Below are 19301 nucleotides of genomic sequence, written 5' to 3' on the forward strand. Positions count from 1 at the left end.
GAGGCGTGTTGTTGTCCTTTTTAAAGAAAAAACTCACAGCAAAATTTTCACAGCAAGTCGGCGTTTTTCACGAAAAAGCACGGCTACCCTATCTTTTGCCTTGGGCTTTTGTGGATGAGAAAACAGGAATCGTTCATGGGAAAGATCATTCCATGATGGCCGTTTATGAGTTTCGTGGGCCGGATATGGATAGCTCTACACCGCTAGAACTTATGCAGTATAACGCTGCTGTAAATAATGTTATCAAAACGCTACCAACAGGCTATGTCTTATATTTTGAGGCCCAGCGTCATCTTGCCAGTAAGTATAATGCAGCAAAGATCGATATCCCCATTGTGCAAAAAATGGAGGACGAAAGAGCCGGTTATTATGCCGGTCAGAAGCACTTTGAAACCAGTTATTACTTCATTGTCTACTGTGAACCACCGCAACTTTTAAAGTCGCGCATTACAGATGCTTTTATTGCTGATGCCAAAAACAAAGGACAGAATAAGGCCGATATGCGGGTGTATTGCGAAACGGTTGAAAAGTTTATCAGTAACGTAAATCTTATCGGGAATATGCTGCAGAATTGGTTCCCGGATATTAAGACACTCGATGCGTCTGGAGCATTAAGCTATTTGCACTCCAATATTTCAGATAAACGGTTCCCTGTGAAAGTAAATCATGATAAGTACATTACAGATTATATCTGTGATACGGATGTGCTTGGCGGTCGGGAAATGAAGCTCGGAGAAAAACACATTAAGCTAGTTACAATTTTAGATTTTCCACCAATGTCTACACCGGGAGTATTTGATGTATTTAACAATATGGACATTGAATATCGCTGGGTATCTCGCTATATTTGCTTATCCAAAATGGATGCTATGGAAGAACTGAAGAATTTCTTAATGCGCTGGAACCAGCAGATTAAGAGCTTTTGGACGCAGGTTCGCGAGGCGGTTTTAAAGGAAAAACTCAATGATGCCATTGATGAAACAGCGGTCATGAACAAAGATGATGTCAGTGTTGCCATGCAGGAACTTGGACAAGATGCTGTAAGTTACGGCTATTACACCATGACGATGATGGTTTCCGACGATAATAGGGATCGATGTACGGATAAAGCAAATCGGATATTGGAAGCCGTGAATTCGTTAGGGCATTGCGGATATATCGAAACGGACAATAGCATGGAAGCATGGTGGGGATCGATTCCGGGCTGTTACCGGGCGAATATTCGTCGTCCCATCGTCAACAGCTTAAATTTTTGTCACCTTGCCCCGGTCACATCGATATGGCCTGGAGACAGAAGGAATGAATACTTAATGGGGCCTGTGCTGCTCTACACAGATACGAATGGCTTTACTCCGTTTCGGTTATCTCTTCATGTAGGTGATGTAGGGCACACGATGATTTGTGGACCTTCCGGTAGCGGAAAGTCTGTACTGCTTAATACCTTGGAAGCACATTTTTTGAAATATCCGGATAGCAATGTCTTCATTTTTGATAAGGCAGCTTCCAGCCGAGCGCTAACACTCGCGGTTGATGGTAATTTTTATAACATTGCAGCAGAAGGTGCAGGAGAGTTATCTTTTCAACCATTGGCACGAATTGATGATGAACAAGAAATCAAATGGGCGAAAGAATGGATCTTAGCATATTTAAAGCAAAAAAATATAGAAATTACTCCGGCCAAGGATAATTTTGTGTGGAAAGCACTTCGCTCACTAAAAGAATTTCCAGAGGAGCAGAGATCGATTTCTACGTTTTGTGAAATGGTACAAGATCAAGAAATTCGACAGGCCTTGATTCCACTTACCATGAAAGGCAGCTATGGCAAGCTATTTGATAATACCAAGGATGTTTCAGGCAAAGGGCGATGGCAGGTGTATGAAATGGAAACACTCATGAGCACACCAGCAATAGTGCCAGCGGCGCTGGATTATTTATTCCATCGAATTGAATCACGCTTAAAGGATGCAGTTGGCCCTTCGCTAATCTTGCTCGACGAGTGCTGGCTTTTTTTTGACAATGAAGCCTTTAAACAAAAGCTTCGAGAGTACTTCAAGGACATGCGGAAAAAGAATACATCGATCATTTTTGCAACACAAAATCTTTCGGATTTAGCCAATAAACCAGAGCTTTTAAATACGGTAATGGATAATTGTCCGAATCGGATTTATCTGGCAAATAAGAATGCCCGAACCGCGCAAAACAGGGAACTTTATAAGATTTTTGACTGCAATGATAAGCAAATCGATATCATTGCCAGCATGACACCGAAACAAGATTATTACTACTCCTCAGAAAAAGGGAACCGTATTTTTCGGCTTGCGCTGCAGCCTGCCGAAATCCCTTTTGTTACAGCTACGGCTAAGCAGGATCAGCAGGCAATGAATCGGATTTTAGCAGAGCATGGCCGGGAAAACTTTATCCAAAAATGGTTTGAATATAAAGGCTATGCAGAAGAATGGCAGGATTACAGGGATCGTTATTTGCAAAATGCTTAAAAGGTGTCCATAATGGACACCTTGTTGCAGAAAAATACAGGGGGTCCATTATGGACACCCTGCGAAGGAGAGGAGAAATTCAGATGGTGGATGTTCGTAAAAGCTTTACGATGGGACTTGTTGGGACCTTTTTGCTGGCATTACCCATGACTGCGCAAGCGTCTATTCCGGTCATTGATACGGAAAATATTCTGCAGCAGATTAAAACCTATACAGAGACGCTTCAGGTTGTGACAAATACAGCCCAGCAAATTACTTTGCAACTGAAGGAACTGGAGGCTCTTCCGGAAACAGTTTTAGATAGTTATAAAGATGCTTTGAATAGCAGCGTGGCCTCTATCAATACAGCCATGAAAAAGTCAGGCTTTTTTACGGAAACTGCTGCATGGAATCAATATTGGCAAAATACATTTCCTAAGATCGCAGTAGATGCCTATGCGCAAACTTCTTTGGCTGAGCAAAATGTGAAAACGACTTTGCAAGAAGTTTTATCCATGCGAAATCGGGATGACGTAACGGCATACCATCAGCTCATGACGGAGCTTGATCTATCTAAAAAGCGGCTGTCAGATCTTTTGGAGCAAAATAAAGCGCCAACAGGCAGCAAACAGGTGCAGCAGCTTGCCAACGAAATTGCGGCAGAAAAAGCACATATAGATAGTATTCATACAACACTTCAAGCATTAACGGCACAAAATCAAGTAATAAAAAATCAGGCAGAGGTGCTAGAAAAGCAGAATCATCAAGCCGTTGTAAATGCTGCGATACAAGCAGAAGATGCAGCACTTACAAAAATGAAACAGGAAGTAACGAAAACTGTACCAATACTTGATGATCCATGGCAAACGTATGGCAATGTAAGGTGGTGAATGCATGGATTTTTCAAGCAGTGACTTTTTGACGGAATTACTGAAGTTTTTTGAGCTGCACAGCATTACGGGTTTTTTAGCTTTGCAGCCCTATGCATGGCAGCTCGTTTCTGTTTTAGCCGTGATTGATATTTGTACAACCTGGACGCTCTATAGCGCAGAACTTCGGATGTCCGCCGTGATTAGCCGGGTGATGAAGGTAGGATTTTTTCTTTTCCTCATTTTGCAATGGGATAAAATCAATTCAGCTATCTTAGTTTCCTTCCAGTATGCCGGATTAACGGCTGCCGGAGTGACACCATCAGGGGATTGGATTGCGCCGAGTAAAGTGTTAGAACAAGGTTTTGAGGTTGTTGGCGGTCTATTAAAAGCGTTTAACGAGACAAGCATTATGAGTAATGGTGGGCTAGGGAAATGCTTTATGTACTTACTGTCTACGGTTATTACATTAGGCGCTTTCTTTTTTATTACATTGCAGATTCTGCTAACAAAGATTGAGTTCAACGTATTTGCTTCTATTGGCGTGATCTTATTGCCTTTTGGAACCATTCGCTATACGTCCTTTTTGTTTCAACGGGTCGTATCTGCTGTTTTCAGTTTTGGCATAAAACTGATGGTGATGTATTTCCTGCTGGGATTATTTAATTCGCTGGCCGGGGATGTAAAAGTAATTCCGGCAACGGAATCTTTTGCAACGATGCTCCGAATGTCCTTATCTTATGCCGCTATGGCCTTTCTTACTTGGCAGCTTCCCAATCTGGCAGCCAGTATGATGAATGGACAACCTTCCATGGATGCCGGAGCTGCGATTAGCGGAGCAAGATCCGTTGGAACAACTGTCGTTGCTGGTGCGAGTGGTGGTGTAGCAAAAGCTGCTTTTACCTATGGCAATGCAAGAGCAACCATGAATGCGGCTCGAAGCAGTCAGGCAGATCATGGTGGATCTCTTTCTGGTAATTTTGCGAAAACCATGATGCGGCAAAAATTTGCTAACAGCACAATTGGCAGATCCTTAATGCGTGGTGCAAATAATGCTATTAACCATCATGAAGATTATAAAAATCTTCGGTCAGGCAGAGCATTTGAAGAAGCACAGAGAAACCGCAATGATTATGGCAGCAAGTAGGGTGTGCTTATGAAGATAAAACAAATTTGTGTGGTGATAGGCTTTTTTCTATTACTAAGCATGTCTTCCGCTTTTGCAGCAGCGCCATTTAGTGGAGGCGAAGTAACGGCTCCTTTTGGTGAAGAAAATCATATGGGACATACACATAAAGGGCTCGATGTTGGCACTTCGTCTGGAACACCTATCTTGGCACCGTTTAATGGCACTGTCGAACATGGCGCAGGCAATGGCTTTATTTATTGGGTGCTTATTACCGGAGAAAATGGAGAATCACTTCTTTTTGGAGATTGCAATCCGGATACCTTAATTTGTCCGGATGGAACCATATCAGAAGGTACTGTCATTGGTTATACCGGTGGCGATGCTTATGATGGAGATCTTGGCACATCGACCGGGGCGCATTGTCATATAGAATACTGGCCGTCCGGTTATTATACGGGACCCGTGATTGATCCCTATTCCAGACTGATAGCGTTGGGCGTCAATCTTAGCGGTGATGGAAGTGTAAATCCAGGTGCTGGACAACGGGGAAGTGACAATATTTCGTTGCCTTGGGGCGTGGAAGCCATGTATCAGCTGGGAGATTCCTTAAATCAACTGATGAAACAAATGGTAAAGGCTTTATCAAAAGGGTATAACGGACTGCAGACGGCAGGACTGGCGCTGTTATTTGTTTTGGCGGTCATTGATTTGACACTGCCGATACTTGTAGCCGGGCTTGAAACTTCGCTAAATCAAGTGATTACGAAAACTTTTAAATATGGCTTTATGTTTTTGATCTTCACCAGCTGGCAAAATATTATCAACAATTTTTTTCTGAGCTTTGTCAGTTCGGTATCAGGCACGTTTATCAAAGATCCAACGGTGATTGCCGACAATGTGTCACAGCCACAGCTTTTAATGCAAAAATGCGTGTATATGATCACGCCGGGACTTAATAAAATCGCGTCATTTGGTTCGATGGATTTTGTACGAAACTTTGGAACAATCCTGCCGATTTATCTCATTACCTTTTTGACCATGGGAGTATTTTTCTTCTTGTCCTGTTACATCATGCTTGTATATATCGAATTCTATCTTTCTGCTTCAGTGGTGCTTTGCACGGGACCATTTGCAACTTTAGGTTTTACAAAATTCGTGGCAGAAGGTAGTCTGGGACATCTGGTATCTACAACCATAAAGCTCATGATTTTGTCCGTGATGGTTGGGCTTTGCGTTTTTTGCATCAAGGATGCCAAGCCGCAGGATCTTTTTACCATGAAAACACCGGCAGTCACACAAACGGGATCAGGTAGTGTTTCCGGACCGGCAGACTTAGTGAGCATAGCTACAGAAAAAGCGCAAAAATATAACATTCCCGTTACGCTTTTCTTGGCACAGATTCAGGCAGAAAGCAGCTGGAATCCGCAGGCGGTCAGTGAAGTCGGTGCCGAAGGTCTAGGACAACTTATGCCGTCTACTGCAGCCGGACTTGGTTGTTATGATCCCTTTAATCCGGAACAGAATTTAGAAGCTTCAGCAAAATATATGCAGGGGCTCTATGAGCAGTTTGGCGATTGGAACTATGCCTTAGCCGCTTATAACGGTGGGCCTAATAGTCTTTCTAAGAATGAACCACTTCCTGGTTGGGCGCAGGATTATGTGAATCAGGTCAATCGGAATTTGTCAGGAACCTATACCGTGAATAATGGGATCACAGCGGAAGCTATGTCAAAATATGTGCTGCTCTGCTTATCTTTAATAGGTTTAGCGATATTAACCTTCCGTGTGCCGAAGTCCATAATGAATGCCTTGGGAGGTCGTTATGAACTTTCTTAAATGTGAGCAGAAAAAACTTAAAGTGTTCATGATAGGTATGTTTTTGCTGATAGGACTGGCAACTCTGGCAAAAATGTTTGCTGGAAAACTATTTTATATCAATGTTACGGATTCTGCGCCAAGGGGAATTTACATGGTGTCACTTAACCAGAATTTGCATTATGGAGATTATGTCATCGTATCGTTGCCGGTAGATGTGCCAAAGCTTCATGTGGAAAAAGGTTTTTTGATGTTAAAGCAGGCTCGGGGATTTTCAGGCGATGAATATACGGTTTTTAATGATGCCTTAGAGATTAGAGGGGAAGCGTATAAGATTTTTCATCAGGAAGGCTTGCCAGAGTTAGCAGTTGGAGAAAGGAAAGTGCCAGAAGGTGAAATGCTGCTGTTAAACGATATGGAGCTTTCCTTTGATTCCCGGTATTTTGGTCCGATTCCCAAGGCTTTGATTGTAAAGAAAGTAGATCTGTTTTTGCCGTATGAACCATTTACTTGTTTTATAAAGGCGGTGATGCCAAATGAAAATTCGTAAAACAGCGATTGTTGTTTCTGTTATTGCAATGTTTAGCGGGTCTTCTATGATTGCACAGGCATGGTGGGGAGATTTGTTATATCCGGGGGCAGAAGTTTTTGATACCAAACGTTTTGCTGATAGCGTAAAAGAAACAGAACGGGCTATTGGTACGGTGCAGAATACCTTAGAAAATTTGAATAACAGAATCTTGATGATTACGGGTCTGAATTCTGATTTGCAAAGTGTTTTCAAGGCTGTGCAGGGAATTGGCAATATGCCAACAGGAAAAAGTTCAGCAGAGCTGGATGCAGTTTTTCGGGAGGTCAAAGAAAAAGCAGATAATGATGAGTCGTATGAAATGTTTCTCTATACCAGCTTGGAAAATGTGAATCAGGATGTTGCTAATACTGCACAAAAAGTCTTTCAAAACCAGCAACTTCGTAATACTGCACAGAATGAAATTTTAAATGTTAAAACAGATGGTCTTTTGGGTGAACAGCAAAAAAAGAATGCAATAGCGGTTTTTGAGGTGTTAGAGAGTATTTATCAGGCAGAAGTCAAGGGCTCAGAATTTATGAAGCAAGTGACTATGCAGGAAGCAGAATATACGGCCAATCGCATAGAACGGGAAAAAGCCAGAGATGGGGAGTTTTACGGCTATGATCCCTACCATCCAAACGAATATGATGTGCAAAAACGGGTAGTGCAAACGAAAAGCCTTGGTTTTATGAAGTATGGGGAATGAAAAAGAGCAGGGCATTTGCCCTGCTCTAAAGGTATACATACTATTTTTCTTTGGTAAAGGATGAGACGAAAAGTTCCAAACATTGACGGCAAAGTTTGAGTTTGTCATGAGAAAGGGCATTTAATAGTTTATTGATGCGTGTCCGTTCCCAATCTGCTGCAGTATCTTCCAAGACTTGTTTTGGCGAAGTTGGCTGGTTATTTTCGCCATATAGCAGCCATTCAAGGGAAAAGCCCATTTTACCAAGTTTTTGGATGACTTCTGCAGAGGGAATGGTGCCGTGTTCAATAGAGGAAAGTGCTGATTGACTGATGGATAAATCTTTGGCGAATTCCTCCTGTGATTTATCGTAATATACACGAATAACCTTGATACGTTGCGCTAAGGTATCTACTTCTGTATCTACGGAAGCATCCTTGGTAGGCGTTTTTCCAGAAAGATAATCCGTTGTCACATCAAAGATTTCCGCGATTTTTTCAAGAATGTCTAGCGTTGGTTCATCTTTCTCAGTTTCGTATAAAGAAATTTGTACTTGGCTTGTATTTAAAAGATCAGCTAGTTCGCCTTGCGTCATTCTGCCTTTTCGTATTTCTTTTAATCGTTTTGCAAATTCACTCAACCTAATCACCTACTTATATATTTACCGTAAAACAAATAATATATATTATATTTTATCACAATAAAAATAAAAAGGAAGTGTTTCTTTTGAGTAAAGTTACGTATATAGCAGAAAAACCGGATATAGGAAAGGCTTTGGCAGCCTATTTATGGCCGGATGGAAATTGTCATAAAGAAAAAGGATATATTCAGCATAGAGATACCACAGTGACCTGGGCATTTGGGCATATTTTGGGGCTTGCTTCACCAGAAGAGTATGGCGAAGAATATGAGGCGTGGGTGAATTATCCGGTACTTCCGAAAGTTTGGAAACTGAAACCGGCAGCGGCTGCCGTTGCACAACTAGCCGTGATAAAAAAGATTTTAATGGAAACCGATGTTGTTGTTCATGCGGGCGACCCAGATCGCGAAGGCCAATTGCTCATTGATGAAATCCTTAATTATTTGCAGTTTAAGGGGAAAGTACAGCGGATTCTTATTAATGCCAAGGATGACGAAAGTTTGAAACGAGCTTTTGCACAGATTACAGATAATAAAAGATATGAAAATATGTATTATGCTGGATTGGGGAGAGAACAGGCGGATTGGCTGATTGGAATGAATCTTACACGTGCCTATACCGTAAATGCGAGAAAATATGGTTATGAAAATACCTTTCGCATTGGTCGAGTAAAGGTGCCAACTCTGGCGCTGGTTGTTAACCGGGAAAAAGAGATCAAAGGATTCAAGCCAACAAAATACTATGAACTCAAAGGGATCTTCGAAAAAGATGGTATTCCGTTTAAGGCAGTTTTGAAACCAGCAGAAAATTTGCCATTGGATGAAGAAAAACGTATCAAAGACAAAAATATTTTGCAGGCTATTAAGCTAAAAATCGAAAAAGCAGAGGTTATTATCAGGGATGTGCAGGGAAAGGATATGGTGCAGCATCCGCCATTGCCTCATTCCTTGGATACTTTACAGGTAGAGGCAAATAGGAAATATGGGGTTTCGCCAAAAGAAGTATTGACTGCAGTACAGGATCTGTATGAAAAGAAATATGTATCCTATCCGCGCAGTGATTGTAACTATATTCCATTATCACAAAAAGAGGATGCTGCAAGAATTTTGCCTATACTTGCAGCGATTGGGATTGCTGGAGCAGATGCTACTGATATAGAGATTACGAGTAAGGCTTTCAACGATCAGAAAATAACGGCGCATCATGCCATTATTCCCACGGGCATTCAGCCGGGAAAACTAACGGAAACTGAGCAAAAAATCTATGTACTTATAGCAAAGCGGTATGTACTGCAGTTCTTTCCTCCACATGAATATAAAAAAATTATGTTCAATTTGGCTGTTGCCGATGAAATCTTTACAGGTAGCGGAAAAGTCGTTTTACAGCAGGGGTATAAGGTGTATGAAGCGGAAGATCCAGAGATGGAAACAGCGGAATCTAACGTGAAACTTCCGTCGCTTGCTGTAGGTGACAAAATAGAAAAAGAAAATTATTCCATTGCTGATAAAGTGAAAACTCCGCCAAAACGTTTTACGGAAGGTACTCTTTTGGCAGCTATGGCAAATATTTGGAGATTCGTCGATGCAGAAAATCCTAACAGGGAAAAACTGAAAGAGGTTAAAGGAATTGGTACTCCGGCAACGCGGGATACGATTATTGCGGAACTGCAGGCAGATACGATGAATGGTAAGCCAGTGGGGCCGTGTATGACGAAAATAAAAAAAGAACTGGTACCTACAGAATTTGGTACCAGCCTGATAGAAAACGTCGATCAGTCGCTTACATTGCCGGATGCAACGGCGGAAATGGAGTATACCTTGGCAGAAATTGCGGCAGGGAGAAAGAGCCTGTCTGAATATATGGATGAAATGATTACGATGGTGCACCAGAATATTCAGTTTGCCGAAAATCGGGAATTTCCGCTGCCGAAGGGTAAAGCATTTGAAACGTGTTCAATCTGTAATAAAGGGAAACTCCTCCGGCGCTATTCGCCAAAAGTAAAAAAATACTTTTATATCTGCAACAATGCGGATTGTGTTTCACTAATAACTGGCAGAAAGATTTTTTATGAGGATGACCATGGAAAGCCTGTTGTTGTTAAATGTCCGGACTGTGGAACAATACTTGTCCGTATCTTGAAAAATGGGTCGTTCTGGCTCTGTAGCAAATGTGACAAGACTTTTAATGATAAAGCTGGGAAACCGGATTTATCTATGAAGAATAAATAAAAGAGGCAATTATGGATGAGAAAATGGATGAATCGTTAGAAGATGAATATGTGGCACAGCAGGAAATCGAGCCTCAAGAGCAGTCTGCAGAATTAGACTGGGAGGAAGAGAAAAGGCAGGAGCTAGAGAAATCTGTATCGGTTTTATTGGTGGATATCAGCGAAACTTTGCGTTTTTTGAGCGAGCAGGTAACACGCCTGGATGAGGCAACGAAAAACCTGCCAAAAATGATAGATACCTTAACCGCAACAACTGCAACGGTGCAGTGCATTGCCAGTGAGCTGCCGACTATGGTTCGTGAGCAATGCTTGGAAGAATATAAAAAGATTTTCGATAATGCTGTGAAGAACTACAAGCAGATGCAGAAAGCTGCAGATAAATGGCAGAAGTCCGTAGAGCAAGAGCACGATGGGAGATTTAGACTGATTACTATTTCTGCAATTGTAACGCCGGTTTTGTTGTTTCTAAATATGATTTTTAAATAGTTTAACTGGAGCTGATCGCGGGTTTTGAAACTACGACCTGCTATTCTCTGTCAAGAAAAAGTATATAAATCATATTATTTTGATGTATTCTGTGGTAGTAGGAATGGGGCTGTCTCAATAACAAATTGATACGCTCCTTTTTTTCTGTCCCAAAAGTACAAGATGAGGGCGAAGCAAGGAAGGCACTGGCCCGCGTGGTATTCTTTGATAGATTGGGTGAAATGCGTGACCGCAGTTTTGGGAATCAACGTTATCATGCCAACGGTTTTAATCTGGTAACAGTAGCCATTGTTCTTTGGAACACCGTCTATTTGGATTGAGCTATCCAAGCACTAAAAGGGATGGTCAATTAATTGATAAAAATTTATTACAACACACTTATCATAGTTAGGATGGGAACATAAATTTGACTGGTGATTATGTCTGGCAACCTTTGTACAGTCTTAACATTTTATATTTCGTTGCGTGATGTGCCCCCTCATAGTGCGATAGATGTTATTTTGGCTAACGTACGAATTAGGAAAGGTGAGCCATCGAAATAGTCCAATGTATTAGAAGAAATATAAGATTGACGAAAAAGAATAAAAATGCTAGACTGAAAGTGAAATATGATTCACAATGTGAGGGATATTATGACCAAGAAGAAAACAACTGAAGTACGGAGAGACGAAATTATTAGTGCTTCTTTGCGACTTATCGAAAAAAACGGATTAGATAACTTAAGTGTTGCCGATATCGCTGCTGAAATAAATCTTGTTCCGTCAGCCATTTATCGCCATTTTGGAGGTAAAGAGGAAATTATCAACGTACTAATTGATTTTGTCGACAGATCATTACAAACTAATGCTGCAAGCGTAGCTGGAAGTTCTAACGACGCTGTGAGAAAACTTGAATCGCTGTATAAATTGCACACCGACTTCCTGAAAACACAGCCAGCTATTCCTAGAATTGTTTTTTCTTTGCTAGCTGCCAACAAGAATCCTACCTTGAAAAAGAGAATAATTTCAGTTATTACAGACTATGCATACCAAGTACAAAATATTTTAGCTAAAGGACAATGCAATGGTGATATCATTTCCACAATTGATCCTGCAGCAACAGCATTGTTGTTTATCGGTATGATGCAACCGCTCATTATTCTTAGTCAATCAGAGGATAGTTCAGTTGATATTCTTAAACAGGAAATGTGGGCAGTATATGCGCGAGGAATACGAAACTAATTTTTTTTGCAATTTAAGTGAATTATAATTCACAATGACTGTGCTAAAATAAATTCGATTGTTATGAATGATGCAGTTCTTAGCGAATTTTATTAATGGATGTATGTTAGACAGAATGATTCAAAATGGATTAGGGGTTAAATTAAGATTTTAGAATAGGAAGTGTGATGATAGTGTATGGCTGAGGGATAAACAAACAAATTTTTTTGCAGCAAAAGTGAATGGCAATTCACAATCGACATGCTTAGGACCATTTGAATTACTAATAAAAAATTGGAGGAAAAAAATGTGAAAAAAAGAGTAAAGATACTTATTCCAGTTTTAATTATTGCTTTGGTGGCTGGTGGATATATGATGTACTTTAAAAAACAAATCGATCCAAATCAAATTAAGGTATCCGGTAACATTGAAACAACAACGGTAAACGTGGGTTTTAAGATATCTGGGCATGTAGATCAGCGATTGGTTGACGAAGGTGATTCTGTAAAAAAAAGGCAGTTAATAGCTAATCTTGAAACAAAGGATCTTCAACTCAATGTTGATAATGCTAATGCACAATTGCTGGCGGCACAGGCTACTCTTTCAGAATTAAGAAATGGATCTCGACGTCAAGACGTATCAGCAGCTCAGGCTGCAGTTCGTAGTGCCGAAGCGGATAAAAAAAATGCAGAAACCGAATATCAACGCATGCAGCAATTGTTTATTGATAGTGCGGTATCTGCACAAGACAGAGACCGAAGCCTGACTACGTATAAAACGGCGAGTGCACATGCAGATCAAGCCGCTCAACAGCTAAGTGTAATTGAAGAAGGGCCACGGTACGAAGAAATAGAATTAGCCTCAGCTAAAGTTGAACAAGCTAAAAAGCAACTTGAATTAGCAAAAACACAATTAGCATATGCACAAATTATGACACCGATCGATGGATTTGTATTATCAAAAAATATTGAACCTGGTGAATATGTTTCAGCGGGAACTCCAATTGTAACTATCGGAGATCTTGATCATGTATGGCTAAAAGCTTATATACCAGAAAACGATCTTGGCAGAGTTAAACTTGGACAAAAAGTATCAATAACTACTGATACATATCCCAATAAAAACTATAACGGCTATATAAGTTTTATTTCATCAGAAGCCGAGTTTACGCCCAAAAATATTCAGACGTCAGAAGAACGAGTGAAATTGGTTTATCGTATCAAGATTACGATTGAAAATACTGCACATGAATTGAAACCAGGAATGCCTGCCGATGCAGTGATTAATTTGGAAGGAGAATAGTGCTATGGATACCATTGTAACGACTGGGTTGACTCGGAATTTTGGCGATAATATTGCGGTAAATAATATATCTATCTCAGTTAAAGAAGGAGAAGTATTTGGTTTAGTGGGACCAGATGGTGCGGGAAAAACGACAGTGATGAGACTTCTTGCGGGTTTGATGGCTCCAACTTATGGTGATGCATGGGTATATGGTTGTAATACTATAAAAGATTCAGAACAACTAAAAAATTACATCAGCTATATGCCCCAACGTTTCGGTTTATATTTAGATCTAACTGTGCAAGAAAATATCGATTTTTATGCTGATCTTTATAATGTGTCACGAAAAAAGAGAAAGGAAAAGATTGCTGAACTTTTGGCATTTAGTAATATGACGCCGTTTCGTGACCGTCAAGCAAAAAATCTATCTGGGGGTATGAAACAGAAATTAGCACTTGCTTGTGCTTTAGTACATACTCCAAAAGTTTTGCTACTTGATGAGCCTACCAACGGTGTAGATCCTTTGTCGCGACGAGACTTCTGGCGAATTTTGTATCAATTGCTTGAAGAAAAAGTTACTATTTTCGTTTCCACTGCGTATCTTGATGAGGCAGAAAGGTGTAGCAAGATTGGCTTATTGCATCAAGGAAAGATGATAATCTCAGGAACTCCAGATGAAATTAAAAGCCAGATACCGGGGATCCTGATTGGAATCCGTTGTAAAAAGTCGAGAGAAGTTATTATGAATTTAAAAAAAGAATTGTCTCCATTATCGGCAAGCTTATTTGGAGACAAAATTCATGTAGTGTTACCTGGGGAATCAACACAGATATTACAGATAGTTAAGCAATTATTGACTGATATGGGGGTAAATGCGGAAACAGAGATTATCAATCCATCATTGGAAGATATTTTTATTTCAATGATAGCGTCTGATACGGGAGGGGTTTCTAATGTCAGCTAATATAGAAACAATTGAGTATGCAGTAATTGTCGAAAATTTAGAGAAACGATTTGGTGATTTTCAAGCTGTCAATAAAGTCTCTTTTAAGGTTAGGAAAGGAGAAATTTTTGGTTTTCTTGGACCAAATGGAGCAGGAAAATCGACTACGATTAGAATGCTATGTGGTATCATTATCCCCACATCTGGCAAAGCAAATGTAATTGGTTTTGATGTATTTAAAGAAACAGAAAAGATCAAAAATCATATTGGGTATATGTCGCAGAAATTCTCTCTTTATGAAGATCTTACAGTAGAAGAAAATATTGATTTCTATAGCGGAATATATCAAATTCCTGCCAAAGAAAAGCGGGAACGTAAGGAATGGGTAATTAAAATGGCTGGACTTGATAACCATCGGAACAGCCTGACAGCTATTCTTCCTGGAGGATGGCGGCAAAGACTAGCACTTGGTTGTGCTTTATTGCATAGACCACCAGTTATTTTTCTTGATGAACCAACCTCAGGCGTTGATCCAATATCTCGTCGTAGTTTTTGGGATTTAATTTATCAACTCGCATCTGAAGGGGTAACAGTGTTTGTAACAACTCACTATATGGATGAAGCTGAATATTGCGATCGATTGGCGATGATTTATCGAGGCGAACTGGTGGCACTTGGTACGCCAAACGAGTTAAGCCAGAAGTATATGAGCGAAGATATATTGAATTTAGAGTGTTCTGATCCGTTTGCAATGCTGAAAGTAATAAATAAAATTCCGGAAATTGAGGAAGCCGCTTTATTTGGACGAGGATTACACCTTTCTGTGATCAATGCACAAACGAAAATTTCAGCTATTATAGCGGCATTAAAGGAGCAAAAGGTTGAGTATATTGGGTTGAAAAAAATTAATCCTTCGCTGGAAGATGTCTTTGTGTCGATAATTGAAGCTCGCGATAGAGAGGAGCAAGGAGGGGTTAAATGAATATTCATCGTGTAATTGCAATCATGAGGAAAGAATTTATTCATATCATTCGTGATAGGCGTAGCTTAGGAATGGCAATTGCTATGCCTATTTTGTTAATATTCCTCTTTGGGTCATCATTGAGCTTGGATGTAGATAATGTTCCATTAGTAATATGGGATCAAAACAGTACCAGTAATAGCCGTGAACTAATTAACCGATTTACGGCTTCACATTATTTTGGTTTAACTGGATATGTCTCTTCTTATGAAGAAATTGAGCAAGCGATTGATAAACGGGATGCAATTTTGGCACTTGTAATCCCTTATGATTTTAGTCGTAAATTGGAAAGTGGTCAGACTGTAGATATTCAACTGATTGTGGATGGTAGTGACTCTAATACAGCGACAATTTCTATGGGATATGCTCAGACGGTAGTAGATAATTATAATAGTGCGTTGTTAATTAAAACGGCGTATCAACAGGGAAAGAAAACGGTAAATGTTCCACTAGAAGCTAAACCACGAGTGTGGTTTAACCAAAATATGTTAGCTAAAAACTATATTATTCCAGGACTCATTGCGGTAATTATGATGGTTATTGCTGCGTTATTAACTTCCCTTACAATTGCTCGTGAATGGGAGAATGGGACAATGGAACAATTGATTACAACACCATTAAAACCTATGGAACTACTTGTAGGGAAATTAGCGCCTTACTTTGCTATCGGGATGTTGGATATTTTGCTAGCAGTTCTAATGGGGCAGTTTTTATTTAATGTTCCTTTACGAGGAAACCCAATGCTTATTTTTGGCTCAGGGGCAATATTCCTCGTTGGGTCGCTTACAATGGGGATGCTAATCAGTATAGTAACGCGGTCCCAGCTTCTTGCTAGCCAATTAGCTATGGTATTGACTTTTCTCCCATCATTTTTGTTATCAGGGTTTATGTATACTATTTCTAATATGCCAACAGTAATTCAGGGAATAACGTATTTAGTTCCAGCCCGTTATTTTGTGACGATATTAAAGAATATTTATTTGAAGGGTGTCGGTATATCAATTTTAATCTCTGAGGCAGGAATTTTACTCTTTTTTGCGGTCATCCTTGTTATCGTTGCGAATATTAAACTTAGAAAAAGGTTGGTATGAATCATGGTTTTTGAACGTTTACGACAAATGATAAAAAAAGAATTTATCCAAGTTTTTCGGAATCCTAAAATGAAGGCGATTATCTTGGTTATGCCACTAATTCAAAGCATGGTTTTTGGTTATGCAGTAACTACAGATGTTAAAGAAGTGGACATAGCAATATATGACCAAGCGGAAACACCAGAAAGTCGAGATTTAGTTGATAGATTTATTCATTCTGGATATTTTTCAGTCAAAGAAATAATAAAGAATGAACGTGAAATAAATGAGCTGATTGATAATGGAAAAGTTGCAACTGTAGTTCGTATTCCGCCTGACTTTAGTGGTGCAGTCAAAAGTGACGCAATTGCACCGGTTCAGATTATTGTCGATGGTACTGACTCTAATACCGCAAGTGTTGTTTTGAATTATGCCAGCAGCATTATAAAGAACAATGCTATAGAATTGTTGCAAAAACAAACTGGGGGAATTGGGAAAAAAACAGGAGAGGTAAATCTTCAGACACGAGCATGGTTTAATGAAAATCTTGTTAGTCGAGATTTTTACGTACCTGGAGTTATTGCTATTATTGTAATGCTGGTCACGCTTCTATTGACAAGTATGTCCGTGGTAAGAGAAAAGGAAATAGGCACTATGGAGCAAATTGTTGTGACCCCTATTACATCTGCCGAATTTATTTTAGGAAAGACTATGCCATCAATTTTTATAGGCTTTTTAAATATGATTTTTGTTGCTTTAATTAGCGTCTTTTGGTTTGATATACCAGTTCGAGGAAATATTTTTACATTATTTGTAGCAAATGCCTTTTTTTTAATGACTACAATTGGTATTGGACTGGTGATATCTACTATATCAGATACACAACAACAAGCAATGATGTCGACATTCTTCTTTTACTTTCCGGCAGTACTTTTATCCGGTTTTATGTTTCCTATTGATAATATGCCAGATATTGTTCAATTTTTAACCTATTTTAATCCGCTTCGTTATTTTTTGGTAATAATCAGGGGGATATTTTTAAAAGGTGTGGGGGTAGTAATATTATGGCCGCAAATTTTGGCGCTATTTATTTTGGGGAATTTGGTATTAGCGCTGGCCGTCAAAAGATTTAGTAAGACTATTGCTTAGTTATATAAGTCTCAAAATAGTAGGAGGAGTATACATCGTGATATTCTATCAAAAATTTTTTGTGATAATTCTAGTAGGTATTGTGATGCCTGCAAATATTCCACATAGTTTGGTTGCAGTAGATAAGTTCAAAATGTTACTTACTGTCGTTAAATAATAATGTGAAATTGGAATTAATTTAAAGGAGAAAACACCATGGATATTAACAATCTTTTAAGGCAACATGGCTATTCTCGTCAATTCAGACCGGCATTCCTGTGCCATCCGGCCAATCATTCCTAAAGTATCCGGACACCATTCTTGCGGTATCCGGCCATCGTTCTTGCCTATCCGGCCAAAGGCCGGCACCTCATGCTTGGAGTGTATCATAGATTACTCAGTTGTGCTACCACCACCTTCTAGCTTGTGTGGTCTTAGACTTGGTCCTTTTAGCTCGATTCTATGAGAATTGTTAACCAGTCTGTCCAACACTGCATCAGCGATGGTGGCGTCTTCAAATACACCATGCCAATTTGCTACCGGTAATTGAGCGGATATGGCGATGGACTTTCTACCATGACGATCATCAACTACTTCAAGAAGATCTCGGCAAGCGCTAGGATCAAGAGAAACCATGCCAAAGTCATCTAAGATGAGTAAATCCGGTTTTTTTAGATCGTTAAGTAACCGATTGTATGAACCGTCACCACGTCCGATCGCCAGATCGGTCAGCAGCCGATTTACCCTGTAAGAGCGAACCTTTAGACTCTTTCTGCAGGCGGCATTGCCAAAAGCGCTAGCAAGGTAAGTCTTTCCGGTGCCGGTTGCCCCGGTGACGATGAGATTTCTGCCTTCTTTAATCCAGCCACAATTAGCAAGGTGGGCAATGACTGCTTTGTCTAAACATCTTTTCACATCGAAGCTAAGGTTTTCAAGACTTGCAGCCTGTTCTCTCAGGTTTGCTTCCCGTAGGAATCGCTGTAATCGGTTGTTAGCCTTAGCTAACCATTCAGCGTCTACCATCATGGCAAGACGCTCATCGAAGGATAGGGCTGCATTTGCAGACAGTTCTATCTGCCGTCGGTATTCTTGCTCCATAGCTCGTAGCTTCATACTGCTTAGCTTATCTAGGGTTTGGTTAATCACCTCATCCACCTCCTAAACGTAGGCTTCAGAGCCGCGCAGATTTTCATGTCTAGGTGTGGGCTTGCTCGTTGTAGAGGCAAGTATCTTATCCTGACCGTTCTTTAGGATGGTAGATATGGTGGAGTAGGTACAAGACTTCATAGTAATGGCTTTCGAGCAGGCGGCTTCCAAACGTTCATTGCCATATTTCTTAGAGCATTGTAATACTCCCATGCAAGAGCGATACGCCTGTTCTTCAGTAATTTGTGAAGATAGCAGATGATCAATAACCGCATAAGCTTGTTGGCCGATATTTCTGGCCCACATGCGATATTTCGTGCCATCAAAGTGGTTAGCATCGTGTTGATACCGGTGATGGGGCGGCATATGTTTACGAACTTTGATGAAGGAATCAACACCTATGGCTGCACCGTAACAAGCGAATGGGATTATGTACAAGAACGTCCCTACAAAGGAGATGTTATCAGAGATAAACGCAGGATCTACATCCATTACTATTATAGTATCGAAAAAGGTGCGGACGATGAACAGGCTTTTGATAAACGGATTGTTACATTGTGTAAAGAACTGCAGACAGGAAATCTGGTAGAAAGTCACCGGAAAGCCTATGAGCA

Annotated in this window: 17 protein-coding genes and 2 pseudogenes; 16 read left to right on the forward strand and 3 right to left on the reverse strand. The window is 40.1% G+C overall.

Annotated features, from left to right (window positions below):
• Nucleotides 1-5: 5 nt before the first annotated feature.
• The 6 genes from AB840_RS08760 to AB840_RS08785 are packed head-to-tail and all read left to right on the forward strand — an operon-like array spanning nt 6 to nt 7564.
• Nucleotides 6-2495 (forward strand): VirB4 family type IV secretion/conjugal transfer ATPase, encoded by a 2490-nt coding sequence (locus AB840_RS08760; RefSeq protein ID WP_200809968.1) that lies wholly within the window; start codon nt 6-8, stop codon nt 2493-2495.
• A gap of 50 nt (nt 2496-2545) precedes the next feature.
• Nucleotides 2546-3364, forward strand: coding sequence for a type IV secretion system protein (locus AB840_RS08765; protein ID WP_200809967.1), 819 nt, complete (start codon nt 2546-2548; stop codon nt 3362-3364).
• A 4-nt stretch (nt 3365-3368) separates the two neighbouring features.
• Nucleotides 3369-4490 carry a P-type conjugative transfer protein TrbL gene (trbL, locus tag AB840_RS08770; protein ID WP_048514462.1) on the forward strand — a complete coding sequence of 374 codons (1122 nt, stop codon included), beginning with the start codon at nt 3369-3371 and terminating at the stop codon, nt 4488-4490.
• A 9-nt stretch (nt 4491-4499) separates the two neighbouring features.
• Nucleotides 4500-6308, forward strand: a complete 1809-nt coding sequence (locus AB840_RS08775) for a transglycosylase SLT domain-containing protein (protein ID WP_048514463.1) — start codon at nt 4500-4502, stop codon at nt 6306-6308.
• Nucleotides 6295-6837, forward strand: coding sequence for a S26 family signal peptidase (locus AB840_RS08780; RefSeq protein WP_048514464.1), 543 nt, complete (start codon nt 6295-6297; stop codon nt 6835-6837). The genes AB840_RS08775 and AB840_RS08780 overlap by 14 nt, the downstream gene beginning before the upstream one ends.
• Nucleotides 6824-7564 (forward strand): hypothetical protein, encoded by a 741-nt coding sequence (locus tag AB840_RS08785; protein WP_048514465.1) that lies wholly within the window; start codon nt 6824-6826, stop codon nt 7562-7564. The genes AB840_RS08780 and AB840_RS08785 overlap by 14 nt, the downstream gene beginning before the upstream one ends.
• 40 nt (nt 7565-7604) lie before the next feature.
• On the opposite strand, the gene AB840_RS08790 is transcribed toward AB840_RS08785, so the two are convergent.
• Complete coding sequence (locus tag AB840_RS08790) at nt 7605-8183, reverse strand: helix-turn-helix domain-containing protein (RefSeq protein WP_048514466.1); 579 nt, start codon at nt 8181-8183, stop codon at nt 7605-7607.
• Between the two features lie 86 nt (nt 8184-8269).
• Here AB840_RS08790 and AB840_RS08795 point away from each other — a divergent pair, with 86 nt between their 5' ends.
• From AB840_RS08795 to AB840_RS08830, 9 genes and pseudogenes are all read left to right on the forward strand, one after another.
• The gene (locus AB840_RS08795; protein WP_048514467.1) at nt 8270-10411 is read left to right on the forward strand and encodes a DNA topoisomerase 3; all 2142 of its coding nucleotides are present in this window, start codon (nt 8270-8272) and stop codon (nt 10409-10411) included.
• 11 nt (nt 10412-10422) lie between these two features.
• Nucleotides 10423-10896, forward strand: a complete 474-nt coding sequence (locus AB840_RS08800; RefSeq protein WP_048514468.1) for a hypothetical protein — start codon at nt 10423-10425, stop codon at nt 10894-10896.
• Nucleotides 10897-11057: 161 nt separating this feature from the next.
• Nucleotides 11058-11365, forward strand: a pseudogene (locus AB840_RS16085) (Tn3 family transposase); the annotation flags it as partial.
• A 163-nt stretch (nt 11366-11528) separates the two neighbouring features.
• Complete coding sequence (locus AB840_RS08805; RefSeq protein ID WP_048514469.1) at nt 11529-12116, forward strand: TetR/AcrR family transcriptional regulator; 588 nt, start codon at nt 11529-11531, stop codon at nt 12114-12116.
• A 288-nt stretch (nt 12117-12404) separates the two neighbouring features.
• Nucleotides 12405-13397, forward strand: coding sequence for an HlyD family secretion protein (locus AB840_RS08810; RefSeq protein WP_053078157.1), 993 nt, complete (start codon nt 12405-12407; stop codon nt 13395-13397).
• A gap of 4 nt (nt 13398-13401) precedes the next feature.
• The gene (locus tag AB840_RS08815) at nt 13402-14343 is read left to right on the forward strand and encodes an ABC transporter ATP-binding protein (protein ID WP_048514470.1); all 942 of its coding nucleotides are present in this window, start codon (nt 13402-13404) and stop codon (nt 14341-14343) included.
• Entirely contained in the window at nt 14333-15304 is a 972-nt protein-coding gene (locus AB840_RS08820; protein ID WP_048514471.1) for an ABC transporter ATP-binding protein, read from the forward strand. The genes AB840_RS08815 and AB840_RS08820 overlap by 11 nt, the downstream gene beginning before the upstream one ends.
• Entirely contained in the window at nt 15301-16434 is a 1134-nt protein-coding gene (locus AB840_RS08825) for an ABC transporter permease (RefSeq protein WP_048514472.1), read from the forward strand. The genes AB840_RS08820 and AB840_RS08825 overlap by 4 nt, the downstream gene beginning before the upstream one ends.
• A gap of 3 nt (nt 16435-16437) precedes the next feature.
• A complete protein-coding gene (locus AB840_RS08830; RefSeq protein WP_048514473.1) occupies nt 16438-17562 on the forward strand; it encodes an ABC transporter permease in 1125 nt (374 codons plus the stop codon).
• Between the two features lie 213 nt (nt 17563-17775).
• On the opposite strand, the gene AB840_RS17120 is transcribed toward AB840_RS08830, so the two are convergent.
• Together AB840_RS17120 and istB are read right to left on the reverse strand one after the other, a co-directional pair.
• Nucleotides 17776-17931: a hypothetical protein gene (locus AB840_RS17120; protein WP_159445821.1), complete on the reverse strand. Its 156-nt coding sequence runs from the start codon at nt 17929-17931 to the stop codon at nt 17776-17778.
• A gap of 3 nt (nt 17932-17934) precedes the next feature.
• Nucleotides 17935-18687: an IS21-like element helper ATPase IstB gene (gene istB, locus AB840_RS08835; RefSeq protein ID WP_078791756.1), complete on the reverse strand. Its 753-nt coding sequence runs from the start codon at nt 18685-18687 to the stop codon at nt 17935-17937.
• 339 nt (nt 18688-19026) lie between these two features.
• On the opposite strand from istB, the pseudogene AB840_RS08840 reads away from it, so the two are divergent.
• Nucleotides 19027-19301: pseudogene (locus tag AB840_RS08840) on the forward strand (IS1634 family transposase); the annotation flags it as partial.

The organism is Megasphaera cerevisiae DSM 20462 (assembly GCF_001045675.1).
GTDB lineage: Bacteria > Bacillota > Negativicutes > Veillonellales > Megasphaeraceae > Megasphaera > Megasphaera cerevisiae.